The organism is Streptomyces mangrovi, from assembly GCF_900114215.1.
In the GTDB taxonomy this organism is placed as follows: Bacteria; Actinomycetota; Actinomycetes; order Streptomycetales; family Streptomycetaceae; genus Streptomyces; species Streptomyces barkulensis.
Window position 1 is genome coordinate 58,662 of the sequence record NZ_FOSG01000008.1, and the last position, 26,733, is coordinate 85,394.

General features: G+C 74.8%; 18 protein-coding genes. 12 read left to right on the top strand and 6 right to left on the bottom strand.

Features of this window, described 5'->3' with window-relative positions; all coding sequences use genetic code 11:
* Window positions 1–47: 47 nt before the first annotated feature.
* From BM237_RS13210 to BM237_RS13225, 4 genes are read right to left on the bottom strand one after another with little or no spacing between them, the layout of a single operon-like run.
* Window positions 48–2,003: a TOMM precursor leader peptide-binding protein gene (locus tag BM237_RS13210; protein WP_093849808.1), complete on the bottom strand. Its 1,956-nt coding sequence runs from the start codon at window positions 2,001–2,003 to the stop codon at window positions 48–50.
* Complete coding sequence (locus BM237_RS13215) at window positions 1,996–3,801, bottom strand: hypothetical protein (protein ID WP_139238098.1); 1,806 nt, start codon at window positions 3,799–3,801, stop codon at window positions 1,996–1,998. Before BM237_RS13215 ends, BM237_RS13210 begins: the two co-directional genes overlap by 8 nt.
* On the bottom strand, window positions 3,798–6,386 hold the full coding sequence (locus BM237_RS13220) for a lantibiotic dehydratase family protein (RefSeq protein WP_245793599.1): 2,589 nt from the start codon (window positions 6,384–6,386) through the stop codon (window positions 3,798–3,800). The genes BM237_RS13215 and BM237_RS13220 overlap by 4 nt, the downstream gene beginning before the upstream one ends.
* The gene (locus BM237_RS13225; protein ID WP_412719848.1) at window positions 6,383–7,528 is read right to left on the bottom strand and encodes a hypothetical protein; all 1,146 of its coding nucleotides are present in this window, start codon (window positions 7,526–7,528) and stop codon (window positions 6,383–6,385) included. Before BM237_RS13225 ends, BM237_RS13220 begins: the two co-directional genes overlap by 4 nt.
* A gap of 355 nt (window positions 7,529–7,883) precedes the next feature.
* Here BM237_RS13225 and BM237_RS13230 point away from each other — a divergent pair, with 355 nt between their 5' ends.
* Window positions 7,884–8,522 carry a class I SAM-dependent methyltransferase gene (locus tag BM237_RS13230; protein WP_206282585.1) on the top strand — a complete coding sequence of 213 codons (639 nt, stop codon included), beginning with the start codon at window positions 7,884–7,886 and terminating at the stop codon, window positions 8,520–8,522.
* A 114-nt stretch (window positions 8,523–8,636) separates the two neighbouring features.
* Window positions 8,637–10,154 (top strand): multicopper oxidase family protein, encoded by a 1,518-nt coding sequence (locus BM237_RS13235; protein WP_107415227.1) that lies wholly within the window; start codon window positions 8,637–8,639, stop codon window positions 10,152–10,154.
* A 40-nt stretch (window positions 10,155–10,194) separates the two neighbouring features.
* Here the strand turns inward: BM237_RS13235 and BM237_RS13240 are convergent, their stop codons facing one another.
* Window positions 10,195–10,800 (bottom strand): hypothetical protein, encoded by a 606-nt coding sequence (locus BM237_RS13240; RefSeq protein ID WP_139238099.1) that lies wholly within the window; start codon window positions 10,798–10,800, stop codon window positions 10,195–10,197.
* A gap of 551 nt (window positions 10,801–11,351) precedes the next feature.
* Here BM237_RS13240 and BM237_RS13245 point away from each other — a divergent pair.
* The 4 genes from BM237_RS13245 to BM237_RS13265 all read left to right on the top strand — a co-directional run bounded on the left by BM237_RS13245 (window position 11,352) and on the right by BM237_RS13265 (window position 16,969).
* On the top strand, window positions 11,352–11,957 hold the full coding sequence (locus BM237_RS13245) for a response regulator transcription factor (RefSeq protein WP_093849811.1): 606 nt from the start codon (window positions 11,352–11,354) through the stop codon (window positions 11,955–11,957).
* 154 nt (window positions 11,958–12,111) lie between these two features.
* Window positions 12,112–14,463, top strand: a complete 2,352-nt coding sequence (locus tag BM237_RS13250) for a HelD family protein (RefSeq protein ID WP_093850012.1) — start codon at window positions 12,112–12,114, stop codon at window positions 14,461–14,463.
* Between the two features lie 476 nt (window positions 14,464–14,939).
* A complete protein-coding gene (locus tag BM237_RS13255) occupies window positions 14,940–16,373 on the top strand; it encodes an NAD-dependent malic enzyme (RefSeq protein WP_093849812.1) in 1,434 nt (477 codons plus the stop codon).
* Window positions 16,374–16,687: 314 nt separating this feature from the next.
* A complete protein-coding gene (locus BM237_RS13265; protein ID WP_093654109.1) occupies window positions 16,688–16,969 on the top strand; it encodes an HU family DNA-binding protein in 282 nt (93 codons plus the stop codon).
* Window positions 16,970–17,075: 106 nt separating this feature from the next.
* Here BM237_RS13265 and murA read toward each other — a convergent pair whose 3' ends face one another.
* The gene (murA, locus tag BM237_RS13270) at window positions 17,076–18,404 is read right to left on the bottom strand and encodes a UDP-N-acetylglucosamine 1-carboxyvinyltransferase (protein ID WP_093849814.1); all 1,329 of its coding nucleotides are present in this window, start codon (window positions 18,402–18,404) and stop codon (window positions 17,076–17,078) included.
* 237 nt (window positions 18,405–18,641) lie between these two features.
* On the opposite strand from murA, the gene BM237_RS13275 reads away from it, so the two are divergent.
* The 6 genes from BM237_RS13275 to BM237_RS13300 all read left to right on the top strand — a co-directional run bounded on the left by BM237_RS13275 (window position 18,642) and on the right by BM237_RS13300 (window position 26,733).
* Complete coding sequence (locus BM237_RS13275; RefSeq protein ID WP_093849815.1) at window positions 18,642–19,202, top strand: YqgE/AlgH family protein; 561 nt, start codon at window positions 18,642–18,644, stop codon at window positions 19,200–19,202.
* Window positions 19,203–19,312: 110 nt separating this feature from the next.
* On the top strand, window positions 19,313–19,600 hold the full coding sequence (locus BM237_RS13280; RefSeq protein WP_093849816.1) for a DUF3039 domain-containing protein: 288 nt from the start codon (window positions 19,313–19,315) through the stop codon (window positions 19,598–19,600).
* 325 nt (window positions 19,601–19,925) lie between these two features.
* Window positions 19,926–21,650, top strand: coding sequence for a beta-N-acetylhexosaminidase (locus BM237_RS13285; protein WP_093849817.1), 1,725 nt, complete (start codon window positions 19,926–19,928; stop codon window positions 21,648–21,650).
* Between the two features lie 324 nt (window positions 21,651–21,974).
* Window positions 21,975–22,835 carry an FAD binding domain-containing protein gene (locus tag BM237_RS13290; RefSeq protein WP_093849818.1) on the top strand — a complete coding sequence of 287 codons (861 nt, stop codon included), beginning with the start codon at window positions 21,975–21,977 and terminating at the stop codon, window positions 22,833–22,835.
* Window positions 22,832–24,394, top strand: a complete 1,563-nt coding sequence (locus BM237_RS13295; protein ID WP_093849819.1) for a 2Fe-2S iron-sulfur cluster-binding protein — start codon at window positions 22,832–22,834, stop codon at window positions 24,392–24,394. The genes BM237_RS13290 and BM237_RS13295 overlap by 4 nt, the downstream gene beginning before the upstream one ends.
* Window positions 24,391–26,733, top strand: a complete 2,343-nt coding sequence (locus BM237_RS13300) for a xanthine dehydrogenase family protein molybdopterin-binding subunit (RefSeq protein WP_093849820.1) — start codon at window positions 24,391–24,393, stop codon at window positions 26,731–26,733. Before BM237_RS13295 ends, BM237_RS13300 begins: the two co-directional genes overlap by 4 nt.

Genomic DNA, 26,733 nt, shown 5'->3' on the forward strand with positions numbered 1-26,733 from the left:
GTGGTCAGGTGGTGCGGCCGGTGCGGCCGGTACCGCCCGTGCGGGCCTCAGGGGAACGGATGCGGGTCGTAGGGCGGGCTCCCGTGCTCACCGGGGGTGCCGGCCAGTGCGGCGGTCAGCCGCGGAAGGCCCGCCAGGCGCTGCTGCGCGTGGCCGAAGCACATCGGGAGGATGCCGGGGACGACGGCCTTGACCACGGCGGTGCCCAGATCGGTGTGGTCGCGGGTGGTCTGGTCGACGAGCACGATCCGGTCCAGACCCGCGGCGGCGTACAGCCCCCGCACGTACTCCAGCGCGCCGCGCACATCGCCCGCCGCGGCCCGCTGAAGCCTCTCCGGCCAGCCCGGGAGGGCGTCGCGCAGGGTGGTCCGGGGCCCGCCGAGCACGGCGGTGACCCGCTCCCGCTTCTCCGGCAGCGCGTGGAGCCGGAGATGGTCGTCGAGCACCTCGACCCGCCACGGGTCCTCCAGCATCGCCTCCGCCGCCGAACGGTCCCAGTCCGCCGGGTCGCTGACGATCTGGCCCAGCTCCCACAGCGCGGCGCGCACCACCGACTCCGGGCGCGTACCCGAGCCGGCGGCGGAGAACGTCGCGGGGAAGCCGCCGGTGCGGTTGACCGCCAGCGCCCAGACCACCGGGACTCCGATGTCCTGGGTGGCGACCAGCAGATGGGTCTCGAAACCGCGGGACTCGATGAGCGCCAGCAGCCGCCGGGAGGCGGGGTCGGTCACCGTGGCCGGATCGATGGAGGGCAGCGGCACGGCACGGTGCCAGGAGAGCAGGAAGGCGTCGCGCTCGGCGAGTTCGAGCAGCGAGTGCAGGGCCGCCTCCTCCAGGGTGGAGCCGAGCGCGCAGCCGCTGGAGGACTCGTGGAAGAAGTGCCGCCGCGGTGCGGCGCCCTCGGCGCGGGCGGCGTGCCGCGCCAGCCGGTAGCGGTAGTCGTACTGGTAGAAGCCGATGTCGGCCGGGACGAGCCGGGCCTGGCCGGTGTCCAGGTCGTGGCCCCACACCCAGTCCATCGGGGTGTCGGCGGAGGAGGGCATCACCCGGCAGTGCGGGTGCGCCAGCTGCTCGGGCGTGTACCGGCCCAGCGTCGCCGGGTCCAGCGCGAGGTCGCGGACGTCCCGGTGGGCCAGCCCGGTGAGCACCGGGCTCTCGTGCGGGAAGCCGGCCAGCCGCTCGTACGCCTCCAGCACCGCGACGGACTCGGCCTCGCCGAAGGTGAACGCCCGCCCGTAGCCCATGGACAGGGAGTCGGGCACGGCCGCCGCGCTCATGGCGAACGGGGCCAGGGACTGCCGCAGCACCTCCAGCACCGGCCCGTAGCGGGGGTCGACCAGCTTCTCGCGCAGGGCGCCGGGGCGCAGCAGACGGCTGCCGCCGGTGCCCCGGGTGGGGTCCTGCGGGGAGGCGGGGCGGCTGCGCAGCACCAGCGGTTCGGGCGGAACCGGCGGGAGGGGGGCGGGAAGGGGCGCGGAGGCGGCGGCCCGGGCGGCCGGGGCCGGGGCGCACACCGGGCAGTCGAAGCTGCGCGGCACCCGGCGGCGGCGGACCGCGTGCCGCCCGACGGCGTACAGCTCGCCGGGGCGCAGCGGGTGCCCGGCCAGGTGCTCCAGCGCGGTGGCGAGCATCGGCAGCAGCAGCGGGCGGCGGGGCGCCGGGCGTGAGCAGGGCTCGGCGAGGTTCTCCACCAGCGGATGGGACACGGCCACCCGGGCCCGCACCTCGGCGCAGCCCGCGCAGCCCGCGTCGGTGTCCGGCACCCAGCGCGGCCCGACGACCACCTCGTCGTCGTAGACCCGCACCGACAGGTGTTCGGTGCGGCGGTCGGCGGCGCGGCGCCAGTGCCCGCGTTCCCGGGACAAATCCCAGCCACGGCCCAGCGAGATCCCGCCGGTGGCCGTGCGGGCCAGCGGTTCGAGCGCCTCGTGCCATGCGCCGTCGAGGCCGTCGAGGCCGTCGAGGCTGTCAGGGCGGTCGAGGCTGGCGGGACGCTCAGACATCGGACCCCTCCCTCCCGGCCGGGTACGCGCGGACCGGCCCGTACCACACCGGGAGCTCGCCCAGCACGGGATCGGCGCGGTGGCAGACGCCCAGGTAGCGCACTCCCGCGGCGGCGGCGTACGCGGCGACCTGCTCGCGCAGCAGGGCGACCGCCTCGGCGCCGGCGAGGGCCAGGGCGTCCGTGCGCACGCCCGGGGACGTGCCCGCGGCCGCGTCCGCGCCCCGCAGACGGCGCACCTGGACACGGGCCAGGGCGGTGCCCAGCGCCGCCCGCGCGGCCCCGGCGCCGTCCGGGCCCCAGGCCAGCACCGGCGGCTCCCCGCTCCCGGTGATCTCCGCGCGGCACAGCCGCCAGTCCAGGCCGGGGACGTGCAGCAGCCGCACGCGGACGTCCGCGGGCCCGTGCTCCGCCAGGCCGTGCAGGATCCGGACGGTCTCCGGGTCCCGCTTCCACTCCTGTTCCGTCTCCTGCTCCGCCGCGGCGGGAGGGGCCGGGGGACGGGCGTCGGCCGCGAGCAGCCGCAGCGCCCCGTCGAGGAGCCAGCGCTCCTCGGTCAGGCCCGCGGCGGGCACGGCCTCCGACTGCGCGGGCGCCAGCCCGCGCAGCGCCTCCAGGCCGGTGGCGACGGTCGCGGTCCGCTGGTCGTGCGCCCAGGCGACGACGCGGCCGGTGCGTCCGGCGCGGTACTCCGCCTCCCGCAGCGCGAGCGGCATCTGCGGCAGGTCGTCACCGGCGGTGAGGGCGAACAGCCCGGTCCAGGGCGTCGCGACGGCGGTGACGGACCGCACCGCGTCCTGCGGCTCCGGCGCGTCGGCGGGAACGGCGTCCGCCAGCGCGCGCGGTGGGCGCACGGGGTCGGCGGGCGACGGGACGAGCACCCGCTCGGCCGCCACCTCCGCGCCGTGCAGCACATGGGCCTCGCCGGGGGTCGCGCCCTCGGTCAGGGCCTCGAACAGCGCCTGGCCGGCGAGTGCCCCGGCCAGCGCGTCCGCGGCGGGCCGGGCGGCCGGCTCCCCGCCCGCCGGCTGCGGCTCCCCGCCCGCCACCCACGCCTGGGCCCGGACGTCCAGCGCGGGCCACACACCGCGCGCGGCCCGGTCGCGGACGGCCGGGCCGGCCAGCACCAGCGGCCCGGCCGTCCGGACCGCCACCACCGGCACCCCGTCCGGCAGCCAGTCCGCCCCGGACTCCCCGTCCGGGGCGGTCCCGCTCTCCTCCCGGTGGTACAGCACGGCGTCGGCCTCCCCGGCCGTCCGTGCCAGATCCCGCGAGGAGCCGGGCAGCACCTCGGCGCCCAGCCGCAGCGCGGTCGCGGCGACGGCGTCCGGGTCGGGCGACGCCAGCACCAGCCGCCGGGCGCCGGCCCGGGCCAGGCCGCGGGCGGCGGGCAGCACGACGACCGGCGGCCCGCACAGCAGGATCCGCGCGTCGCGGAAGCGCTCGAAGAGGGCGTACGGGTCGTCGGAGACCGACTCCAGCCAGGCCAGCGCCTCGGGGTGGCGCTCGCGCACCTCCCGCGGCGGCTCGGGCACGGTCAGGGCGTCCAGGTCCAGCAGCATGCCGTGCCCGCGCAGCCCGTCGGCCAGCTTCCGCACCACGGGGCGGGCGCGCTCCGAGCCCAGGGCGGCGACCAGCTCGTCCTCGGTGACGCCGTCCTCCAGCAGGGGGACGCACACGTCGACGACCTTGAACAGCGCCTCCGGGCCCCGCATGGCGAACTGCGTGCCCGCCCCGCTGAGGTACACCCCGCCCGGTACCGGCGCGTAGTGGAGGTACGGCCGGGCCTTCATCCTCATTCGGTCTTCCCTCCGTACTGGAACGGTCCGCCGGGAGCGCGGCCGATCTCGACGACCCACTCGGCGGCGTGCTCCCCGTCGGAGACGCCGGGCAGCGCCTCCTCCACGTAGCCGGCGCTGCGGCGCTCCATCAGCCGGGGCAGCACCCGGACGTTCAGGGCGGCGGCGAGGTCGACGTACTGCGGCTTCTGGCGGCGGCGGTGGTCGCGCACGTCCTCGCCCGACTCGTTGGCGGCCTGCCGGTAGCCGTCGTCGAACGGCGTCTTGAGCACGACCTCCTCGGGCACGCCGTGGCGGGCGCGCCAGGCGGCGAGCGCCAGCAGCCGGTCGTGCTCGGCGGGCCCGGCGGCCACGGCGTCGGCCAGTTCCCGGCCGCCGTACCAGCGGCGGCGGGCGAACACCGCCGAACCGACCGACAGCCGGGGGCAGCGGTGGGTGCGCCGGTCGTCCCGGCCGGCGGCGGTGTGCCGGCGGCCGACCAGGTCCTCGTACAGCCGCCCGCCGCTCATCAGCCAGCTCGCCAGCCGCACCGGCGGCGGGAACAGCTCGGGGTGCCCGGCGCCGAGGGTGAGCACCCGCAGGTCGCGGCCTTCCGCGTCGCGCAGGGTGAGGGTGTCGGTGCCGGGGTCGTGCGCCAGCCGGAGGGGGAGCCAGTCGTCCGGGCGGAGCCCGTCGGCGAGGACCGGGACGTGGGCGTTGACGTTGAGCCGGTGCAGACCGAGGTCCTCGGCCACCCGGGCACCGTCCGCGCCGTACTGCGCGGTCAGCCGGCGCGCGGCGTGATCGAGCGCGCCCCCGCCGAGCGCGCGGTCGTAGCCGAGGAAGCGGCCGTAGAGCATGCCGTGCCCGGCGTAGGCGTCGTTGAAGACCAGCCGGTCGCGCCACGGCTGGACCAGGACACCGTAGGCCAGGTGCCCCTGCCGGAAGCGGTCCGGCAGCCCGGCGGCGAGGTCGGCGGCCTCGGTGGCGGTCAGGGTGAGGTCCTCGCCGCGCTCGGCGGCCCGGTCCAGTTCGGCGCCCAGGGTCTCGGCGACGGACCGGCGCAGGTCCTGCAGCCGGTCCAGGGAGCCGTCGGCGGGGCCGGTGCCCGCCGCGACGGTGCCGTCGTAGTCGCCGCCCCTGCGGTACACCTCGCCGACGAGTTCCGCCGCGTGCTCGACCAGGGACACCTCGGCGCCCGCGCCGAACCGCTCGGTGAACGCGGTGCTCAGCAGGGCCCGTACGTCGTGCATCCGGTCGAAGACGGACAGCAGCCCGACCCCGGCGGCCAGATCGTCCAGCCGGGAGCGCCAGGCGGCGGTGGCGATCCGGGCGGGCGGCAGGATGTAGTCCTCCTCCACCAGGATCCGGGCGGGCCGGTTCGCCGCCAGGCTCAGCCGGTTCAGGGAGGAGTTCAGCCGGTCCAGGTCGCGTTCGCGCTCCGAGGGCGGGGAGTCCGCCAGCGCGGGCAGCCGGGTGCGGATCTCCGCCAGGACGCCGGCCGTGGCCGGCTCCGCGAGGTCCGGCGGGTCCAGCAGACCCTGGAAGTCGGCGCCGCCGTCCTCGGGGCCCCGGCAGACGCACAGGATCCCGGCGGCCACGGACTTCGCCACCGCCCGCAGCGCCTCCTCATGGGGGCGGCCGGTCCGGGCGGCCAGGTCCGTCGCCACGGCGGAGGCCCGGCGCGGTCCCAGGGCGGTGGCCTCGACCAGCGGCCGGATGCTGCCGTTCAGGGGGGCCGCCAGGCGTCGCACCCCCTGGTCGGTACGGCGCAGGAAGTACAGCCTGCCGCCGGCGGGGTCCACGGTCGAGGTGGGCGGCAGCTGCACCCAGGTGTCCGGGGCCAGGTCCTCCCGGGCCGGTTCCAGGCCGCCCAGCACGTAGTCGAGCATCACCCGGTCCAGGCCCACGAAGGCGGTCGCGCCCCCGAAGCGCACCTCGCCGGGCGTGGTGCGGTCCTCGCCGTCCTCGCCGTCCTCGCAGGGCAGGGCGAGGCCGACGGCGGTGAAGCGGGACAGCGGGCTGGTGCGGACCATGGCGCGGGTGACGTACTGGAGCAGACCGCGCTCGGTCTTGCGGACCCGGGACGGTATTTGGCCCCCGGCGGCGGCCCTGCGGTAGCGCTCGGCCGATCCGGCCACCTCCGGGGCCACCAGGGCCAGGGAGCGCCGCAGGTCCTCGTCGCCCAGCACCCCGGCCAGCAGGGTCCGTTCGCGGTCCGCGGCCTCCGGGTAGGTCTCGGCCACCCGGGCGCGCAGCCCGTCGCGCCGCTCCCGGGCCTGCCGCCAGCGGGCGACGGCGGCGGGTTCGGGGTCCGGTACGGCGCGGGGCCGGCGGTCGTTGTGGATGTCGCGGCGCAGGGCGATGAGCCTGCCGCGCTCGTCGGTGCCGGTGGTGCCGGCGATCAGCTCGTACAGGGCGTCCGAGCAGGCGTCGGCCGCGGCCCGCACCTCCTGCTCGGCGTCCGTCAGCTCCCCCAGGAGGCCGGCGAGGTGCGGGTCGCCCAGGCGGGAGCGGCGCAGCGGGTTGACGCGGAGCATCCACACCGGCTCGGCCGGCGCCGCTTCGGGGAACTCCGGCGCTCCCGTCCCCTCCGCCGCGCTCACCGGGACCCGCCCGCGGTCGGCTGCTCCACCTGTATCCGGTCCAGCCGTTCCCGCCAGGGGACGCCCAGGACGGTGTCCACGGTCTCGGCGACGGCGTGGCACATGTAGTAGCGGTGCATCGGGGAGACCCCCAGCAGGGGGAGCTGCTGGTAGAAGAGGTTGATGAGCAGGCGGTAGGAGGCGAACCACTCGGGCGGGTCGTCGACGACGCCGGTGGCCCCCACGGTGCGGTGGAACTCGCTGGGTTTGGCCTGCCGGCCGTCGGTCATGCCGGGAGGGCCCATGGTGGCCGCGTCGAACCCGGCGCCCAGCGACTCCAGGCCCTCCAGCGTCAGCGTTCCGCCGGCCACCGCCGAGTCGAAGGCGCCCATGCAGTACGCGAACGCGGTGCGCCAGGCCCCGGCCTGCGGCCCGTATTCACCGGCCAGGGATTTCTCGACTATTTCGCGGAGCAGTGGTGCGTCTTTTTCCAGACGCTTGTCGAATGCGGGTCTGGGATCTTTTCTCGGAGCCGCCCAGGACATGAACGCCTCGGAATGTGAACGCAGTGAGAACACTCCGTAAGCGGCGCCGGAATGGTGTGAGGAGATCAGCGCCGTGAATGCCTCGGCCAGCCGTGCGGTGGCCTGTGAACGGTCCCGGGTGATCTCCTCGATCATCTCCGTCAGCGGCTCGCACATCCGGCCCAGCGCGATTTCCCGGAGACTGTCCAGCGGCTGCGGCCACCGGGCGGCCTCGGCGGCGGGGATCGGCTCGACCGTCCCGTGCGGACGCATCGGCAGATAGGGCGGGGGGACCCGTTCCAGGCGGCCGAACTCGCGCGCCTGTTCCAGGTACTCCTCCTCGGTGAGCGCGCCCTCCGGCGGCTCGGGGCCGGTCTCCAGGAGCCGGCCGACCTCGTCCCAGGGCAGGGGACGGCCCCGGTCGGCGCGGCCGACGAGTTCCACGTGAGGGCCGTACAGCCAGCCGCGCCGCAGGTAGACGAGGGACGCGCCGTACTCCTGCCGCAGTGCGCGGACGGCGGGCACCACCGTGCCGGCCAGCCACTGCGGGGTCACGGGGGTCCGGGTGTACAGACGCAGACCCGCCACCTGGCCGGTGTCCGCCCCGGTGACGGCTGCTGCACCAACGGTCACGCTCATCCACCTGTTCGCGGTCGAGGGTCCGGCCGCGTCCCGCCCGTCCGTGCGGTGGACGGAATCGCGTGTCCGGGGGTGGTCGGAAAAGAAAGGGAAAACCGATAGTTCTTCGACGCTCGCGGCTTCTTCGAAGGCCGCGGATTCTGTTTGTGTTCCGTAGAATTTCTGGATCATCTTGCCCGGCCGCTCCGCCCGGGACAATGGGGGCAGAACAGTTGCCTGACATGTGTCACGATTCTGCGTGACATCGATCATGGGAATCCATGCGCGGAGAATCTGCGAGTAAGGTGGCCGCGACTTTGCCGCAGTTCTTCGGCTGGGTCCGCCCGATCACTTCGGCGGGCCGACAGGAGGCAGCATGACCGGTATGTCTGGCCGGCGGTCCACGGGGGACCTGCCGAGCGGCAGCGGGGTGGAGATCTTCGAGGCGCACTACGCCGGCGAGCCCGGCGCCGGCTGGGAGATCGACCGGCCGCAGTCCGCCCTGGTGCGGCTCGCCCGCGAGGGGGCCCTGCGCGGCCGGGTGCTGGACGTCGGATGCGGCAGCGGGGACAACGCCCTGATGATCGCGGAACACGGACTGGAGACCACCGGGGTGGACGCCGCGCCCAGCGGCATCGAACTCGCCCGCCGCAAGGCGCGCGACCGCGGCCTGGACGTCCGCTTCCTGGTCTGGGACGGCCTGGCGCTGTCCGGCCTCGGGGAGCGGTTCGACACCGTCGTCGACGTCGGCTTCTTCCACTGCTTCACACCCGCCGACCGCCCGGCGGTGGCGGCGTCCGTCGGCGCCGTGGTCCCGCCCGGCGGACGGTACTTCCTGATGTGCTGGAGCGACCGGGAGCCCGGCACCTGGGGCCCCCACCGGATCTCCGAGCGCGACATCACGAGCGCCTTCGCCGACGGCTGGCGCGTCGACTCCCTGGAACCCGCCGACCTGGAGGTCGCCTTCTCCCCGGGCGCCGTACGGGCCTGGCAGGCGGCCATGACACGGCTGTGACGACACGACCGTGACGAACACGGCTGTGACGACACGGCCGTGACCGCGGCCCGTCCGAGCCGGTACCGGGCAGCACCTCTGCTCCACAGCGCAAGCGAAAAGGAACGCATCACCATGACCATCTCCCGAAGAAGCCTGGTCACAGGCGCGGCCGTGCTCGGCACGGCCGCGGCCCTCCCCGCCTCGGGCCAGGCCTGGGCCCGGCCCGAGGCGCCCGGTTCCCCGGGGCAGGGCCCGGGGAACCCGGGGAAGCCGGGTAAGCCGGTGAAGAAGGGGCCCTCGCCGGCGACGGCGGCCACCGAACCCTTCACCGTGCCGCTGGCCGTCCCCCGGCCGCTGCGCCCCCTGCGCGCGGCCGGTCACGACTTCTACCGGCTGACGACCGGCGAGAGCGAGGTGGAGCTGCTGCCGGGCGCCACCACCCGGATCCGCGCCTACAACGGGCGGATCAGTCCGCTGATCACGGCCCGCCGCGGCCGCCCGGTGCTCATCCGCCAGGTGAACCGGCTGGACGTGCCCTTCGCCATGCACCTGCACGGCGGACACGTCCCGCAGCGGTACGACGGCCACCCGATGCACCAGGCCGAGCCGGGCGACGTCCGGTACTACCACTACCCGAACGAGCAGCGCGCCGCCACGCTGTGGCTGCACGACCACTCGCACGGAACCGGCCACGGCCACCACCACTCCGACAGCGCCGAGAGCATCTACCGCGGCCTGGCCGCCACCTACCTGCTGACCGACGACTTCGAGGACGAACTGCCCCTGCCCCGGGGCCGCTACGACGTCCCCCTCCAGATCCGCGACGCCAAGTTCGAGGACGACGGCACCCTGCGCTACGACCCGCAGGGCTTCATGGACCGCCCGACCTTCCTGGTCAACGGCAGCCCCAGGCCGTACTTCAAAGTCGCGGCCCGCAAGTACCGCCTGCGGCTGATGAACACCTCCAACGACCGCTTCTTCCTGCTGCGGCTGCGGGACGGCACCCCCATGACGCAGATCGCCTCGGACGGCGGTCTGCTGCCGGCCCCGGCCCAGGCGTGGGCGGTCCCGCTGTGGCCCGGCGAGCGCATCGACGTCGTCGTCGACTTCTCGCAGTACCCGGTCGGCTCACAGGTGGTGCTGGAGAGCCTGGCGTCGTTCCCGGGGGAGACGCCGGACGTGATGCGCTTCGACGTGGTGCGCGAGGCGCACGACCCCAGCAGCGTGCCCGGCGAGTTGCGCCCCGCCCCCGACCTGGGGACGCCGGCGCTGGAGCGGGAGTTCCGCATGCGGTTCGACCCGGAGACCGGGCGGCATCTGATCAACGAGCGGGTGTTCGACATGAACCGGGTCGACTTCCGGCCCCGGCTCGGCGAGACCGAGGCGTGGACGGTCGTCAACGAGGACGTCGAGATGAACATCCCGCACTCGATGCACCCGCACCTGTCGCACTTCCGGATCCTCGACCGCAACGGCCGCCCGCCCGGCCCGGCCGAGGCGGGGCTGAAGGACACCGTCACCGTGGCGCCGGGGGAGACGGTCCGGTTCGCGGTGCGCTTCACCGACTACACCGGGCTGTTCATGTACCACTGCCACATGATGAACCACGTGACCATGGGGATGATGGGGCAGATGGAAACCGTGCGCTGAGCGGCCGTGTCCCGCTCCCGCGGGCGGGCCGGGCCCCCGGTCAGCGGACCGGGGGCCCGGCCCGGCCTCCGGTCGCGGCGGCCCGGACGAGGAGGGCCGTCGCGGCCCACAGGACCGCGGCACAGGCCAGGCACACCACCGCCCGTGCGGTGTCCACGCCGCCGCCGGCCAGCGCGATCCAGCAGCCGGCCAGGCCGACGCCGATGAGCAGGCCGCCGGTCCACCGGTACACGGGCATCCCGAACAGCGGCGCGAGGGGGAGGAAGTGCGCGCCCACGACGACCGCGATCGCCCCCGGGATCCACGCCAGGGCCCCGGCGCGGTTCGCGGCCACGATCACCGCCACCACGGCCGCCGCCTGGATCAGGTTGATCCCGTGGAAGCGGCGCGCCGCACGCTCGTACGCCGCCTGCTCGCCCACGCCGTTCAGCCGCCGCAGGGCGAGCGTGAACAGCAGTACGCCGACCGCCGGCCCGCCCACCAGGGCGACCGGCTCCGCGAGCCCGCGCAGGGCGGTCGCGCCCGACAGCCACCACACCGTGCCGAAGACCGTCATGACCAGGGCCGCTCCCCGGGTGCCGTCGTGACGCGGGTCGCCGTGACGCGGACCGTGGTGGCGCGGGCCGTCGTGCGCTTGTGTCCTCACGGAAGAACAGCCAACCCGATTACCGTCCCGGCGCGCCAGCCCCGGGACGGAAGACCGGTTCCGGAGGTTGTCTCCAGACGTCAACCCACCGTTTCCACAACCGGTTTCAGGATTCCGGGCGGGACACCTCCATGTGAAGATCGGGGCTCAAAAGGCCCCTACTCCTTCACAACTCGCCGTTCCTGGCCAAAGATTGGCCCCCAGCCAGTGAAAGGTTCCGGGAGGAAGCACATGAGCAGGCTCTGCTTAGCCGTGGCCGGCTGACGGTCGGGGGGCGTGTACCGGCGGTGGCCTCCCGGTGCCGCCGCGGAACCGCCACCACGACGAGAGTGCAGCCGAGAGCATCTACGCGAGTATCTACGAGTCTTCACGCCGGGAAAACGGGGATCGGCTCCGGCCGCCGGGGGCCCACGAGGCCCGCGGTGCCGAGAGGGCGACACGCTGGTGACTCGTCCACGGGGAGCGCCCGGGCCGCCATCCGGCTCCCGGCGCGCGTCCGGTGACAGCGATCTTCCGATCCGACCTTTTGGAAGCGTTGCGGGGGAAACCGAATGACCATTCGCATCATGGTCGCCGACGACCATGTTCTTTTCCTGGAGGCACTGGCCGAGGCGCTCGACCGGGTCGAGGACTTCGACGTGGTGGGGGCGGCCTGCGAGAGCGGGGAGCTCCTGCCGACGGCCCAGCGGGTCTCGCCGTCCGTCCTCGTGGTCGGCGGAGGGATGAGCGGCCCCGGCGGGCTGTGCCAGGTGGCCGAGCTCACCCGGCGCGTGCCGTCCTGCGGCATCACCCTCATCGTCGTCGAGCCCACCCGCTCCCATGTGACCCGCGCGGTCGAGGCCGGGGTGCTGGGCATCGTCCCCAAGCAGGCCAAGCTGCCGAACCTGATCGGCGCCATCCGCGGGGTGGCGGCCGGCTGCGTGACGGTCGACCCCTGCCTGCTGAACGCCCCCGGACCGGGCAACCGCTGTCTGAACGACCGTGAGGTGGAGATCCTGCGGCTGACCGCGACCGGCGCCTCCATCAAGGAGATCGCCCAGGAGCTGTATCTGGCGAGCGGGACGGTCCGCAACCTGACGTCCGCCGCCATCAGGAAGCTGCAGGGCCGCAACCGGTTCGACGCCGCTCGCATAGCACTCGAACGCGGCTGGCTGTGAGGGCTCGGCGGCGTGCGCGCCGCGATCCCCTGGCGTACGGTTGACGGCTGCCCTGAGTACAGCAGAAGGGGGCCGTGCGTTGGGAGCGCAGGAGACAGTGCCGTCGGCGCCGGGGACCGCCGGCGGCAGCGCCGGCGACGGCGGCGGGCACGAGGTGCACGACGGCGTACGGGAGCGGGAGATCCGCGGGGAGCAGGAGCACCTCGACCGGGTCTACCGGCGCCTGGAGGAGAAGATCCACGAGGCGGAGTTCCTCATGGCGGACGCCGCCAAGCGCGCCCAGGTCGGCACACCGGGGGCGCTCGCCGAGCGGGACGCGCAGGTCTTCCGCGCCGGTGTGCACCTCAACCGGCTCAACAGCGAGTTCGAGGACTTCCTCTTCGGCCGGATCGACCTGCTGCGGGGCAAGGACGGCGAACGCGGAGCCGACGGCGCGTACACCTCCGTCGAGCCCGCCGACGACGCCGTGCGCGACGGCGGTGATGTCCGCGACGGCGGCGCCGGCACCGCCGTCGCGGACATCGCCGAGACCCTGCACATCGGCCGGCTCGGCGTACTCGACGCCGACTACACCCCGCTGGTCATCGACTGGCGCGCCCCGGCCGCCGCGCCCTTCTACCGGGCCACCCCGGTGGCGCCGGGCCGGGTGGTGCGGCGACGGGTGATCCGCAGCCGGGGCCGCCGCGTGCTGGGCGTGGAGGACGACCTGCTGCGCCCGGAGCTGACGGCGTACCTGGACGGCGGGGAACTGGCCGTGGTCGGCGACGGCGCCCTGATGGCGGCGCTGGGCCGGTCCCGCGGCCACACCATGCGCGACATCGTCGCCTCCATCCAGGCCGAGCAGGACGAGGTGATCCGCGCCCCCGCCGTCTCCGTCACCGAGGTCGAGGGCGGCCCCGGCACGGGCAAGACGGCCGTCGCGCTGCACCGCGCCGCGTATCTGCTCTACCAGGACCGGCGGCGCTACGCCGGAGGCATCCTCGTCGTCAGCCCCACCCCGCTGCTGGTGTCCTACACCGAGGGTGTGCTGCCGTCGCTGGGCGAGGAGGGCCAGGTGGCCGTCCGCGCGCTGGGCTCGCTGGTGGAGGGCGCCGAGGCGAGCGCCCACGACGAGCAGGCCGTCGCCCGCGTCAAGGGCTCCTCCCGCATGGTGCGGGTGCTGCGCAGAGCGGCGCGCGGCACCCTGGAGCTCGGCGCGCCGGGCGCCGGCGGGGTGCCCGGCCGGCTGCGGGTGGTCGCCCTCGGCACCCGCCTGGAGCTGGACGCCGACGACCTGCGCCGGATCCGCGAGCAGGCCCTCGGCGGCACCGCGCCCGTCAATCTGCTGCGCCCGCGCGCCCGGCGGCTGCTGCTGGACGCGCTGTGGGAGCGCTCGGGGGCGGGCCGCCGGTACACCGACCCGGAGCTGGCGGCCGAGGCGCGCCAGGGGTTCGACGAGGACGTCTCCACCGAGACCGACTTCACCGGCTTCCTGGACGCCTGGTGGCCCGAGCTGACCCCGCGCCGCGTCCTGGCGGCCATGGCGGACGAGAGGAGGCTGTCGCGCTGGGCGCGCCGTGTGCTCCAGACCGGAGAGGCGCGGCGGCTGGCGCGCTCGCTGGCCCGGCTGGACGCCGGCGGCTCCGGCCCGCTGTCCGTCCACGACGTCGCGCTCCTGGACGAGCTGCGGGTCCTGCTCGGCACCCCCGCCCGCCCCCGCAGGCGGCGGGAGATGGACCCGCTGGACCAGCTCACCGGCCTGGAGGAGCTGAGCACCTACGCCGACCGCCTCGTCGGCCGCACCGGCCGCGCCGCCCGTGCCGAGCGCCGGGAGGAAGAGGAGCGCACCGACTACGCGCACGTCATCGTCGACGAGGCGCAGGATCTCACGCCGATGCAGTGGCGGATGGTGGGCCGGCGCGGCCGCCAGGCGACGTGGACGGTGGTCGGCGACCCGGCGCAGAGCTCCTGGTCGGACCAGGAGGAGGCCGCCGCCGCCCGCGACGAGGCGCTGGGCGCCCGTCCGCGCCGCCGCTTCGAGCTGACGGTCAACTACCGCAACCCGGCCGAGATCGCCGAACTGTCCGCCCGGGTGCTGGCCCTGGCCATGCCGGGGGTGCGCCCGCCCCGCGCGGTCCGCGCCACGGGCCTGGTGCCGCGCTTCGCCACGGTGACGGGCCGCCCGGACGGGGCGGTGGGCCGGGCGGTCCGCGCGGAGGCCGAGCGGCTGCTGGCGGAGGTGGAGGGCACCGTCGGCGTCGTGGTGGCGATGGGCCGCCGCGAGCAGGCCCGCGCCTGGCTGGCCGGACTCGGCGACCGGGTGGTGCCGCTGGGCAGCCTGGAGGCCAAGGGCCTGGAGTACGACGCGACGCTCGTGGTCTCGCCCGCGGAGATCGCCGACGAGTCCCCGGCGGGCCTGCGGGTGCTGTACGTGGCGCTGACCCGGGCCACACAGCGGCTGACGGTCCTGTCGCGGGAGAAGGACCTGCCGGACGCGGAGGGGGTCCCCGACCTGCTGCGGGAGTGAGGCCCGCGGGTTTTTCCGATCGCCGCGGCCGAACGGAATCACCGTCGCCGATCGTTTGTTAGCCTGACTGTGGCACCGGCCCGATCCAAGCCCCCGGGCCCAACCTTCGTCGCTTCGAGCGACCACTTGCCGCGAGGCGAGCATGGCGGGTCGGTGTCACAGACGTGGATCCGAGGGGTCCGCACCGCCGGAGGGCGGTGCGGACCCCTCGTCCGTACGCCCCGGGTCCGGGCCCGGCGCCCCGCGGCGTGCGGTGTGCCGTGTGTCACACGGTGTGCCGCGCGGCGCGCCTCGCGGCAGCGGTCCACGGCAGAGGTCCACGGCGGTGGTCCGGAGACGGTCCATGGCGGGAACGCTTTCCGTCCTCCGGAACCGGTTACCTGCTACCGGTCGGTAGGTGCGACGATCGGGTGACGCGATCCGGCGAGGAGGCCGGATGCGCGGCACAGCATCACGGAAAGCAGAGGAACCCGGCCATGGCAACGGCGCCCAGTGTCTCGTACTCGATGACCATCCGCCTGGAGGTGCCCGCCGGGGGAGCGGCGGTCAGCCAGCTCACCACGGCCGTGGAGTCCTCCGGCGGCTCGGTCATCGGTCTCGACGTCACCGCCTCCGGCCACGAGCGGCTGCGCATCGACGTCACGATCGCCGCCTCCTCCACCGCGCACGCCGACGAGATCGTCGCCAAGCTGCGCGAGGTCGAGGGCATCGCCATCGGCAAGGTCTCCGACCGGACCTTCCTGATGCACCTGGGCGGCAAGATCGAGATGGCGTCCAAGCACCCCATTCGCAACCGCGACGACCTCTCCATGATCTACACCCCGGGTGTGGCCCGGGTCTGCACCCAGATCGCGGCCAACCCCGAGGACGCCCGCAGGCTGACCATCAAGCGCAACTCCGTCGCCGTCGTCACCGACGGCTCGGCCGTGCTGGGCCTGGGCAACATCGGCCCGAAGGCCGCGCTGCCGGTCATGGAGGGCAAGGCGGCCCTCTTCAAGCGCTTCGCGGGCATCGACGCCTGGCCGCTGTGCCTGGACACCCAGGACACCGACGCCATCGTCGAGATCGTCAAGGCCGTCGCCCCCGGCTTCGCGGGCATCAACCTGGAGGACATCTCCGCCCCCCGCTGCTTCGAGATCGAGGCGCGGCTGCGCGAGGCGCTGGACATCCCCGTTTTCCACGACGACCAGCACGGCACCGCCATCGTGGTGCTGGCCGCGCTGACCAACGCGCTGCGCGTCGTCGGCAAGCACATCGAGGACGTGCGGGTGGTGATGTCCGGCGCCGGAGCCGCCGGCACGGCCATCCTCAAACTGCTGCTGGCCGCCGGAGTGAAGCACGCGGTGGTCGCCGACATCCACGGCGTGGTGCACTCCGGGCGCGCGGACCTGGTGGACGCCGCCCCCGACTCGCCGCTGTGCTGGATCGCCGACAACACCAACCCCGAGGGCGTCACCGGCACGCTCAAGCAGGCCGTCGTCGGCGCCGACGTCTTCATCGGCGTCTCCGCCCCTGACGTCCTCGGCGCCGAGGACGTGGCGGCGATGGCCGAGGGCGCCATCGTCTTCGCGCTCGCCAACCCCGACCCGGAGGTGGACCCGGCCGTCGCCCGCCGGACCGCCGCGGTGGTGGCCACCGGCCGCTCGGACTTCCCCAATCAGATCAACAACGTGCTGGTCTTCCCCGGCGTCTTCCGGGGTCTGCTCGACGCCCAGTCGCGCACGGTCAACGAGGAGATGATGCTGGCCGCGGCACGGGCGCTGGCCGACGTGGTGCACGAGGACGAGCTGAACGCGAACTACGTCATCCCGAGCGTCTTCAACGACAGGGTCGCGGGCGCGGTCGCCGGAGCGGTGCGGGAGGCCGTCATCGAGGCCGGGGAATCTGTGACGACCACCACGATGCCCTGACCGCATGAGATCGGCGCGTCGGGGGCATCCCACCCGGATGGCCCCTTAGGGTGGCGAAAGCCGCACCAAGGGTGGCCACGGAGTGTAATCGTGGCGTGTCACAGGCGTCGCCCGGGCGATGCCGCGGGGTGCCGGATTGGCATTACCACCGCAGGTGGGGGCAGGATGCTCCCCCGAGGGCTGCGTCCTGGGGGCGCCCCCGCGGACGCAGAAGGTCTGGCAGCAGACCCGGGTCCGGGGACTGTCCGAGGGCCCTGGCAGCATCGGCTTCGATCTCATGCCTCACAGGCAAGAAAAACACGGGAGTACGAATTATGAACCGCAGTGAGCTGGTGGCAGCGCTGTCCGAGCGCGCCCAGGTGACCCGCAAGGACGCCGACGCTGTGCTGGCCGCGTTCGCCGAGACCGTCGGCGAGGTCGTCGCCAAGGGCGACGAGAAGGTCACCATCCCCGGCTTCCTGACCTTCGAGCGCACCCACCGTGCCGCTCGCACCGCGCGCAACCCGCAGACCGGCGACCCGATCGAGATCCCCGCCGGCTACAGCGTGAAGGTCTCCGCGGGCTCCAAGCTGAAGGAGGCCGCCAAGGGCAAGTGAGCCCTGGCGCGGCACCGTACAGGCGCATGCACGAGGGCGGTCACCCCTTTTCGGGGTGACCGCCCTTCGCGTTCCGTGCGGACCCCCGGCCGGGGGCCGGTGGGGGTCAGGCGGGCAGTTCGACGCGCGCGCCCAGCGCCGGCAGCTTCTCCATGAAGTTCTCGTAGCCCCGGTTGATCAGGTCTATCCCGTGGACCCTGGAGGTCCCCTGGGCCGCCAGGGCGGCGATCAGGTACGAGAAGCCGCCGCGGAGGTCCGGGATGACCAGATCGGCCCCCTGGAGCTTCGTGGGGCCGGACACGACCGCCGAGTGGAGGAAGTTGCGCTGGCCGAAGCGGCACGGCATGCCGCCCAGGCACTCGCGGTAGAGCTGGATGTGCGCGCCCATCTGGTTGAGGGCGGAGGTGAAGCCCAGCCGCGACTCGTACACCGTCTCGTGGACGATCGACAGGCCCGACGCCTGGGTCAGGGCCACCACCAGCGGCTGCTGCCAGTCGGTCTGGAAGCCGGGGTGCACGTCCGTCTCCAGGGCGATGGCCTTGAGCGCGCCGCCCGGGTGCCAGAAGCGGATGCCGTCGTCGCCGACCTCGAACTCGCCGCCCACCTTGCGGTAGGTGTTGAGGAAGGTCATCATCTCGCGCTGGCTGGCGCCGCGCACGTACACGCTGCCCTCGGTCGCCAGCGCCGCGCTCGCCCAGGAGGCGGCCTCCAGGCGGTCGGGCAGAGCGCGGTGGTTGTAGCCGCCGAGCTTGTCCACACCGGTGATGCGGATCGTCCGGTCGGTGTCCATGGAGATGATCGCGCCCATCTTCTGCAGTACGCAGATGAGGTCCTCGATCTCCGGCTCCACGGCGGCGTTGGAGAGTTCGGTCACGCCCTCGGCCAGCACGGCCGTCAGCAGGACCTGCTCGGTGGAGCCGACCGACGGGTAGGGCAGCTTGATCCTGCAGCCGCGCAGCCGCTGCGGGGCCTCCAGGTACTGGCCGTCGGCGCGCTTCTCGATCGTCGCGCCGAACTCGCGCAGCACGTCGAAGTGGAAGTTCACCGGGCGTCCGCCGATGTCGCAGCCGCCCAGGCCGGGTATGAAGGCGTGGCCCAGCCGGTGCAGCAGCGGGCCGCAGAAGAGGATCGGGATGCGGGAGGAGCCCGCGTGGGCGTCGATGTCGGCGACGTTGGCGCTCTCCACGTGGGAGGGGTCGAGCACCAGCTCACCGGATTCCTCGCCCTTGCTCACGGTGACGCCGTGCAGTTCGAGCAGGCCCCGGACGACCCGCACGTCGCGGATCTCGGGGACGTTGCGCAGCCGGCTCGGTTCGCTGCCGAGCAGTGCGGCGACCATGGCCTTGGGCACGAGGTTCTTCGCGCCCCGGACTCTGATCTCGCCCTCCAGCGGTGTGCCGCCGTGGACAAGGAGTACGTCGTCGGTGCCGGTCATGGGCCTCGCGTTCCAGGATGAAGAAGAGCAGGGGCACAGGGAATGGTAATGGCCGTGCACCCGGGCCGTATCCGTCCGTCCGGGGCGCGGAAGGGGGCCGGGGGCGGCCGGGGGGCGGCGGGGCAGGGCCCGTACCGGCGCCGGCCGCGCCCGCTCACGCACCGCCTCCGGGCCGCTGCGCGGTGTTGTCCGGGATTCGGGGCCCCGTCCCGGCCCGGAGTGCGGGATCATTGGGGCATGACCGAGGTGACCTCGCTCACCGGGCGGCTGCTCGTCGCGACGCCGGCGCTGACCGACCCGAACTTCGACCATGCGGTGGTGCTGCTCCTCGACCACGACGAGGAGGGCTCGCTCGGCATCGTCCTCAACCGGCCGACGCCCGTGGACGTCGGCGACGTGTTGGAGCCCTGGGCCGCGCTGGCGGGGGAGCCGGGCGTGGTCTTCCAGGGCGGGCCCGTCTCGCTGGACGCGGCGCTCGGGGTGGCCGTCATCCCGGGGAGCGAGGGCCCGCTGGGGTGGCGGCGGGTGCACGGGGCCATCGGACTGGTGGACCTGGAGGCGCCGCCCGAACTGCTGGCCGCGGAACTGGGCTCGCTGCGGATCTTCGCCGGCTACGCCGGTTGGGGGCCGGGCCAGTTGGAGAACGAACTGGAGGAGGGCGCCTGGTACGTGGTGGAGTCCGAACCCGGCGACGTCTTCGCGCCCGAACCGGAGCGGCTGTGGCGGTCCGTGCTGCGCCGCCAGCGCAGCGAGCTGGCGATGGTGGCCACGTATCCCGACGATCCCTCGCTGAACTAGGGCGTGTCCGTGAGAGCGGCGTCGTACGCCCGCAGGGCGTGCACGGCGCCGCCCCGCGGACGGGGCGGGTCCGGGTGCCCCGGGGAGTGGTCGCAGTACCCTTGGGGCCCATGAGCACTCCTGAGCCCGAGCGCGGGACGGGCACCGGCACCCTCGTCGAGCCCACCCCGCAGGTGTCCCACGGCGATGGCGACCACGAGCGCTTCGCCCACTACGTCCAGAAGGACAAGATCATGGCCAGCGCGCTCGACGGGACCCCCGTCGTCGCGCTCTGCGGCAAGGTCTGGGTCCCGGGGCGCGACCCCAAGAAGTACCCGGTCTGCCCCATGTGCAAGGAGATCTACGAGTCCATGGGAGCCGGCGGCGACAAGGGCAAGGACGGCGACGGCAAGAAGTGACGCCGTCCCCCGGCGGTCCCTTCTCCTCCCCCGTCCGGCCCTGATCCGCCCCGCACAGGGTCCGTCACTCCTTCAGCGGCCCCCGGAACGCACCCCGGTGCGTTCCGGGGGCCGTCGTGCGTCCGGGCAGGCGTCCGGGAGCGGCCGGGACGCCTTGTCGGCCGTCGCGGCTTGCCCTACTCTCCTGTGCGGTTGTGCATAACGAAACAGGCGTTGCGCAGGGTGCAACGCTGTTTCTTCAGGGTCGCCCCGGAGCGGGACGCCGAGGACGAGGGCACGCGCCGACGGCTTGCGCGGCCCGCGGAACACACGAGGAGAACCGGGCATGTACGAGCCCGATCTGGTCCCCCTGCCGCGCTCCGTCGAGGACGGCGGCGGACGGCTGGCACTCGACGCGCGGACGGCGCTCGACGCCGGCCCCGGCACCGGGCGGGCCGCCCACTGGCTGCGCACCGCCCTCGCCGCGGCCACCGGCCTGCCCCTGCCGCCCGCGGGCCAAGGCGGCGGGGACGGCGCGGGCGGCGGCCGCGGCGCCGTCGTACGGCTGCGCGTGGACGAGGCGGTGGCCGCCGAACTCGGCCCCGAGGGCTACCGGCTGGACGTGACCGGCGACGGCGCCGAGATCCGCGGCGGCGCGGCCCCCGGTGTCTTCTGGGGCGCCCAGACGCTGCGGCAGCTCCTCGGCCCCGCCGCGTACCGCCGCGCGCCGCTGCCGGACCGCACCTGGTCGCTGCCCTGCGTCCGGGTGGCCGACGCGCCCCGCTTCGCCTGGCGCGGCCTCATGCTGGACACCGCCCGGCACTTCACGCCCAAGGACGGCGTGCTGCGCTGGATCGACCTGCTCGCCGCGCACAAACTCAACGTGCTGCACCTGCATCTGACGGACGACCAGGGATGGCGCCTGGAGATCGCGCGCTTCCCCCGGCTCACCGAGGTCGGCGCCTGGCGCGGGCGAACGAGACTGGGGCACCGGGCCTCCCCGTTGTGGGACGTGCGCCCGCACGGCGGCTTCTACACCCACGACGACATCCGCGAGATCGTCGCCCACGCCGCCGGGCACCACATCACCGTCGTCCCCGAGATCGACCTGCCCGGCCACTCGCAGGCGGCCGTCGCCGCCTACCCGGAGCTGGGCAACACCGACGCCCGCGCGGACGCCCCCCGGGTGTGGGACGACTGGGGTGTCAGCCCCGAGGTCCTGGCCCCCACCGAGGACGTACTCCGCTTCTACGAGGGGGTGTTCGAGGAGGTGCTGGAGCTGTTCCCGGGCGAGTTCGTGCACATCGGCGGCGACGAGTGCCCCGCGGACCAGTGGCGGCGCTCGCCGGCCGCGCGGGCGCGGGCCGAGCGGCTCGGTCTGGACGGTGTGGAGGCCCTCCACGGCTGGTTCGTACGGCACTTCGACCGCTGGCTGGCCGAGCGCGGGCGCCGCCTCGTGGGATGGGACGAGATCCTGGGGGCCCGCGCGGCCGGCACGAACGGCACGAACGGCACGGCCGGTACGAACGGCGCGGGGCTCGGCCCCGGCGCGGTGGTCTCCTCCTGGCGGGGCCGCGCGGGCGCGGTCGCCGCCGCACGGGCCGGACACGACGCGGTGATGTGCCCCGAGCAGGAGGTCTACCTCGACCACCGGCAGGACGACGGCGAGGACGAGCCGGTGCCCATCGGGTACGTGCGCACCCTGCGCGACGTGTACGGCTTCGACCCCGTGCCGCCCGAACTCGCGGGCACCGGCGCGGCGGAGCACGTCCTCGGCGCGCAGGCCAACCTGTGGACGGAGGTCGTGGACGACCAGCGGCGCGCCGACTACCAGGCCTTCCCGCGGCTGGCCGCCTTCGCCGAGGTGGTGTGGTCGGGGCCGGGCGCCCGGGACGGGGAGGACGGCTTCGAGAGGCGGTTCGAGGACTTCGAGCGGCGGATGGCCGCCGCCCACTACGCCCGCCTCGACGCGCTGGGCGTGGCCTACCGGCCGCCGTCCGGGCCGCACCCGTGGCAGCGCCGCCCCGGCATCGCGGGGTGCCCGTTCGAGGAGCCGCCGCCGATGTCCTGAGGACCGGTCCCCGGACCGCCCCCGAAGCACTCCCGAACCGCTCCCGAACGACCCCCGAAACGGCCCGTATAAAGTAGTACAAGGTCTCCCAGGAGTGGCAAGGCGCTTCTGTCGGTGACAACCGCCGAAAGCGGGCCATCGGCCAGGTCAGGGACGGATGCTGCCTTCACGGACCCCGGCTCCGGCGGCCCCCCGGAATGTGCCAGAGTTGCCACGTCCGGGTTCCCAGCACGTACGGTACGGCTGGGCAGCCGGGACGACCGGGGAAGGGGCGCTGGATTGAGCACGCACGCACCGCACGCACCACGGGCGGCGCAGCCGGTCATGCTGCCGGCCACGCTCGACGAGGCCGTGGCCGCTCTCGCCGCCACGCCTGCCGCCGTGCCCGTCGCGGGCGGCACCGATCTGATGTCCGGGGTGAACTCCGGGCTGCTGAGGCCCGCGGCGCTGGTCGGCCTGGGCCGGATCAGCGAGATCCGCGGCTGGGAGTACCAGGACGGCCACGCGCTGCTCGGCGCCGGCCTCACCCACGCCCGTATGGGACGCCCCGACTTCGCCGCCCTCATCCCCGCCCTGGCCGCCGCCGCCCGCGCCGCCGGACCGCCGCAGATCCGCAACGCCGGGACGCTCGGCGGCAACATCGTCACCGCCGCGCCCACCGGCGACTCCCTGCCCGTCCTGGCCGCGCTGGAGGCCACGGTGCTGATCGCGGGGCCGGGCGGCGCGCTGCGCGAGGTTCCTGTCAGCCACCTGCTGGCCGGCATGGAGATGCTGCGGCCCGGCGAGATCGTCGGCTATGTGCGCGTGCCGCTGCTGCACGCCCCGCAGACCTTCCTCAAGGCCACCGGCCGCACCGGCCCCGGACGCGCGCTGGCCTCGGTCGCCGTCGTGCTCGACCCCGTCCGCCGCGGGGTGCGCTGCGCGGTCGGCGCCGTCGCGCCGATGCCGCTGCGCCCGGTGGAGGCCGAGCAGTGGGTGGCGTCGCTCATCGACTGGGACGGACGACGGGCCCTGGCCCCCGAGGTGCTGGCCGCGTTCGGCGACTACGTCGCCATGGCCTGCATCCCCGATCCCCCCGCCCCGGAGGGCGGGGGGGAGGCCCCCGTACTTCCGCCCGCGGCACTGCACGTACGGCGTACGGTGGCGACACTGGCCCGACGGGGGCTCGGGAGGGCACTCGCATGAGCAACGACCAGCAGGAGCCGTTCCGGCAGGACGGCCGGCCCGTACCTCCTCCGGCGCCCGAGGGTGGCTGGGGGGGCGAGTACGACGGCGACTCCACCGCCTTCATACAGCTTCCCGAGAACCTGCCGGGTCCGTATCAGTACGGGCCCGCCGACGGGTCCGGAGGCATGCCCGAGCCGCTCGCCGCGCCGGGCACCGGACACGGCTGGGAACCGCCCGCCATCGACCCCGGCGCCCACCCGGCGCCGGGGAGCCGGGCTCCGCTGACCCCGGAGGCCACCACCGACCCGGCGGCCCCGGTGCAGTGGACCATGCCGTTCGCCGGGAGCCGGGCGGAGCCCGCGGAGCACGCGGAGCCCGCCTCCTTCGGCGAGTCCCCGCGGCCCGAGGGCGAGCGGACCCCGCCGCAGGGCGCGGCCGCCGCCATGGGGCAGGGCGCCGCGGCGGCCCTGGCCGGCTCGCACGAGGCACGCGTACAGCAGCAGAGCCGTCCGCAGGAGGCGGACGGCTCCGGCGGCGGCTGGAGCGCGGGGCCCGCGCCCGGCGCGACCGGCCAGTGGTCGATCCCGTTCGAGGCGGCGGGCAGCCCCGACGACTCCGGCGAGTACCTGGCCGCCGCGGCGGCGGGGCGGGTGCCCGAGCCGCCGCCGGTCCGCGATCCGGGGGAGGCGGACGACCCGGAGGCACACGACCGGGAGACGGCGGATACAGCGGATACGGGAGAGACGGGGGACACGGGGGATACGGGGGAACCGGGCACGAAGGACGCTCCGGAGGCCGAAGACGCCCCGGACGCCCCGGACGCACCGAATGTCCCGGACACCGGGGAGCCGCCCGCCGGCCGGCCCGCCGACCCCTCCGTGCCGCGCGCCGCCGAGGTCGACAGCGAGCACCCGCACGTCTCGTACGTCCTGCGCGTCAACGGGTCCGAGCGGCCCGTGACCGACGCCTGGATCGGCGAGTCCCTGCTCTATGTGCTGCGCGAGCGCCTCGGCCTGGCGGGAGCCAAGGACGGCTGCTCGCAGGGGGAGTGCGGGGCCTGCTCCGTCCAGGTCGACGGGCGCCTCGTCGCCTCCTGCCTGGTGCCCGCCGCGACCACCGCCGGATCCGAGATCCGCACCGTCGAGGGGCTGGCCCAGGGCGGCAGGCCCTGCGACGTGCAGCGGGCGCTCGCCGCCCGCGGCGCCGTGCAGTGCGGCTTCTGCGTGCCCGGCATGGCGATGACCCTGCACGACCTCCTCGAGGGCAACCACGACCCGACGGAGCTGGAGACCCGCCAGGCCCTCAGCGGCAACCTCTGCCGCTGCTCCGGCTACCGGGGCGTGCTCGACGCCGTCCGCACGGTCGTCGCCGAGCGCGAGGCCGCGGCCGCCGCGCTCGCCGATGCCAGGGAAGCCGAGGCCAGGGAAGCCGAGGCCCGCGAGGCCGGGGCCGCGGGCCGCCGCACCGGCGACGGCGGGGAGCGGGGCGACGGCTCCCGCGTCCACATCCCGCACCAGGCCGGACCGGCCTCGCCCCGCACCCACCACGACCCGCCGCAGGACGGAGGCGCGCAGTGAGCAGTGACGCGGTGACCGCCACCCCGGCCCAGGGAGTGCCCCTCACCGGTACGGCCGCGGGGCAGGAGCCCGAGCAGGCGCGGCACGGACTCGGAGCCTCGCTCCAGCCCGCCGACGCACTCGCCAAGGTCCAGGGGACCTTCCCCTACGCCGCCGACCTGTGGGCCGAAGGGCTGCTGTGGGCCGCCGTGCTGCGCTCCCCGCACCCGCACGCCCGCATCGTCTCCGTCGACACCGCGCCGGCCGCCGAGATGCCCGGAGTGCGGGCCGTCATCACCCACGAGGACGTGCCCGGCGACGCCACCCACGGCCGCCGGGTCGCCGACCGGCCCGCCTTCGCCCGCGACACGGTGCGCCACCACGGCGAACCCATCGCCGCCGTCGCCGCCGACCACCCCGACACCGCGCGGCTGGCCGCCGCCGCCATCGCGGTCGAGTACGAGGTCCTGGAGCCGGTCACCGATCCGGAGAAGGCCTTCGAGGCCGAGCCGATCCACCCCGACGGCAACCTGATCCGGCACATCCCCCTGCGCTACGGCGACGAGTCCGTCACCGGGGAGGTGGTCGTCGAGGGCCTGTACCGCATCGGCCGCCAGGACCCGGCCCCCATCGGCGCCGAGGCCGGACTCGCCGTGCCGCGCACCGACGGCGGAGTGGAGATCTACACCGCCTCCACCGACCCGCACACCGACCGCGATCTGGCCGCCGCCTGCTTCGGGCTCCGCCCCGAGCAGGTCAAGGTCGTCGTCACCGGCGTCCCCGGGGCCATGGCCGACCGCGAGGACCTGAGCGTGCAGCTCCCGCTCGGTCTGCTGGCGATGCGGACGGGCTGCCCGGTCAAGCTCGCGGCCGGCCGCGAGGAGTCCTTCCTCGGCCACGCCCACCGCCACCCCACCCTGCTGCGCTACCGCCACCACGCCGACTCCGACGGCCGGCTGGTCAAGGTCGAGGCGCAGATACTGCTGGACGCCGGCGCCTACGCCGACGACTCCGCCGACGCGCTGGCCGCCGCGGTCTCCTTCGCCGCCGGCCCGTACGTGGTGCCGCACGCCGCGATCGACGGCTGGGCCGTGCGCACCAACAACCCTCCGTCGGGCCATGTGCGCGGCGAGGGCGCGATGCAGGTGTGCGCCGCGTACGAGGGCCAGATGGACAAGCTCGCCGCCAGGCTGGGCATGGACCCGGTCGAGCTGCGGACGCGCAACGTCATGGCCACCGGCGACCTGCTGCCCACCGGCCAGACCGTCACCTGCCCCGCGCCCGTGGCCGAACTGCTGCGCGCGGTGCGCCAGGCGCCGCTGCCGCCGCTGCCCGCCGACGGCGCGGACGGCGCCCCGGGCCCGGAGGAGTGGCTGCTGCCCGGCGGCCCCGAGGGCGCCGGCGACCCCGGCGCGGTGCGGCGCGGTATCGGCTTCGCGCTGGGCATGGTCCACATGCTGGGGGCGGAGGGCGCCGACGAGGTGTCCACGGCCACGGTGAAGGTCGACGGACCCGTCGCCACGGTGATGTGCGCGGCGGTGGAGACCGGCCAGGGCTTCTCCACCCTCGCCCGGCAGATCGTCCAGGAGGTCCTCGGCGTCGAGGAGGTGCACGTCGTCGCCGTCGACACCGACCAGCCCCCGGCCGGACCGGGCGCGCGCGGGCGCCACACCTGGGTCTCGGGCGGCGCGGTGGAGCGGGCCGCCAAGATGGTCCGCACCCAGCTCCTCCAGCCGCTGGCCGCGAAGTTCGGGATGTCCACCGAGCTGCTGACCATCGCCGACGGAAAGATCACCTCCTACGACGGGGTGCTCAGCACCACCGTCGCCGAGGCGCTGGAGGGCAAGGAGCTGTGGGCCACGGCCCAGTGCCGCCCCCACCCCACCGAGCCGCTGGACGACACCGGCCAGGGCGACGCCTTCGTCAGTCTGGCCTTCGCCGCGATCCGGGCCGTGGTGGACGTGGACGTGGAGCTGGGCACGGTCCGGGTGGTGGAGATGGCCGTGGCCCAGGACGTGGGCCGGGTCCTCAACCCCCAGCAGCTGCGCGCCCGGATCGAGGCGGGCGTCACCCAGGGCGTCGGCGCCGCCCTCACCGAGCACCTGCGGGTCTCGCGCGGCGTGGTGCGCCACCCCGACCTGACCGCCTATCCGCTGCCGACCGCGCTGGACGCCCCGGACATCCGGATCGTGGAGCTGGTCGAGGAGCGGGACGTGGTCGCGCCCTTTGGCGCGAAGTCGGTCAGCGCGGTGCCGGTGGTGGTCTCCCCGGCGGCGGTGGCGGCGGCGGTGCGCGCGGCGACCGGACGCCCGGTCAACCGGCTGCCGATCCGCCCGCAGGCCGCGGTGGCCAGCCCCTGA

Coding starts and splice junctions, on each gene's coding strand:
- BM237_RS13255 (WP_093849812.1), top strand. CDS start 14,940: ATGGCAACGGCGCCCAGTGTCTCGTACTCGATGACCATCCGCCTGGAG.
- BM237_RS13290 (WP_093849818.1), top strand. CDS start 21,975: ATGCTGCCGGCCACGCTCGACGAGGCCGTGGCCGCTCTCGCCGCCACG.
- BM237_RS13285 (WP_093849817.1), top strand. CDS start 19,926: ATGTACGAGCCCGATCTGGTCCCCCTGCCGCGCTCCGTCGAGGACGGC.
- BM237_RS13225 (WP_412719848.1), bottom strand. CDS start 7,528: ATGAGCGTGACCGTTGGTGCAGCAGCCGTCACCGGGGCGGACACCGGC.
- BM237_RS13275 (WP_093849815.1), top strand. CDS start 18,642: ATGACCGAGGTGACCTCGCTCACCGGGCGGCTGCTCGTCGCGACGCCG.
- BM237_RS13235 (WP_107415227.1), top strand. CDS start 8,637: ATGACCATCTCCCGAAGAAGCCTGGTCACAGGCGCGGCCGTGCTCGGC.
- BM237_RS13280 (WP_093849816.1), top strand. CDS start 19,313: ATGAGCACTCCTGAGCCCGAGCGCGGGACGGGCACCGGCACCCTCGTC.
- BM237_RS13245 (WP_093849811.1), top strand. CDS start 11,352: ATGACCATTCGCATCATGGTCGCCGACGACCATGTTCTTTTCCTGGAG.
- murA (WP_093849814.1), bottom strand. CDS start 18,404: ATGACCGGCACCGACGACGTACTCCTTGTCCACGGCGGCACACCGCTG.
- BM237_RS13210 (WP_093849808.1), bottom strand. CDS start 2,003: ATGTCTGAGCGTCCCGCCAGCCTCGACCGCCCTGACAGCCTCGACGGC.
- BM237_RS13265 (WP_093654109.1), top strand. CDS start 16,688: ATGAACCGCAGTGAGCTGGTGGCAGCGCTGTCCGAGCGCGCCCAGGTG.
- BM237_RS13215 (WP_139238098.1), bottom strand. CDS start 3,801: ATGAGGATGAAGGCCCGGCCGTACCTCCACTACGCGCCGGTACCGGGC.
- BM237_RS13230 (WP_206282585.1), top strand. CDS start 7,884: ATGACCGGTATGTCTGGCCGGCGGTCCACGGGGGACCTGCCGAGCGGC.
- BM237_RS13295 (WP_093849819.1), top strand. CDS start 22,832: ATGAGCAACGACCAGCAGGAGCCGTTCCGGCAGGACGGCCGGCCCGTA.